Source organism: Phaeodactylibacter xiamenensis (assembly GCF_000759025.1).
GTDB classification, from domain to species: domain Bacteria; phylum Bacteroidota; class Bacteroidia; order Chitinophagales; family Saprospiraceae; genus Phaeodactylibacter; species Phaeodactylibacter xiamenensis.
Map to the genome: position 1 here is coordinate 1 of NZ_JPOS01000163.1, position 623 is coordinate 623.

Consider the following 623-nt stretch of genomic DNA (forward strand, 5'->3'; position numbering starts at 1 on the left):
CCAAGCCGTTATGCAGCTCTATGCCGTCCTCGTAAGCTTTAAGGTAGATGTCTTCGTACTTGGCCATCTTCCACAGGTTTTCGATGAACGCATTGTCCGTTGCCCGCCCCTTGCCGTCCATGCTTAGCCTCACTTCTTTGCCCAGCACAGCGCTGGTGAACGCATCGCTGGTGTATTGGCTGCCCTGGTCTGTATTGATGATTCGAGGGGCGCCCCATTCAGCTACAGCCTCCTCAAAGCAGCCTGCACACCATTCAGCGTCCATTGTATTGGACAAAGACCAGTTGACCACAAATCGGCTGTACAGGTCTATGATGGCTGTAAGGTACAAAAAGCCTCTTGGCATCGGGATGTAAGTGATATCGGTAGCCCAAACTTGATTAGGCTGCTCAATTGCTAAGCCCCTCAATAAGTAAGGATAAACTTTATGGTCTTTGCCCCGCTTCGAGGTGTGAGGGCCCGGGAAAACAGCCCTGAGCCCCATCACATCGTAGTACAGCCGATAGACCCGGTTGCGGCTGACTTTGTAGCCTTTATCCTGGGTCAGGTAAACGTACATCCTTGGGCCGCCTTTGTAGGGGTGGTCGATGTAATGCTTGTCCATCAGGCGCATCAGCTCCAGG

At 52.6% G+C, this 623-nt stretch carries 1 protein-coding gene; it reads right to left on the minus strand.

All coding sequences use genetic code 11. The features are described from left to right. Positions 1-623: IS3 family transposase (locus tag IX84_RS30525; protein ID WP_044230460.1), on the minus strand; the 623-nt coding region annotated here is incomplete at both ends.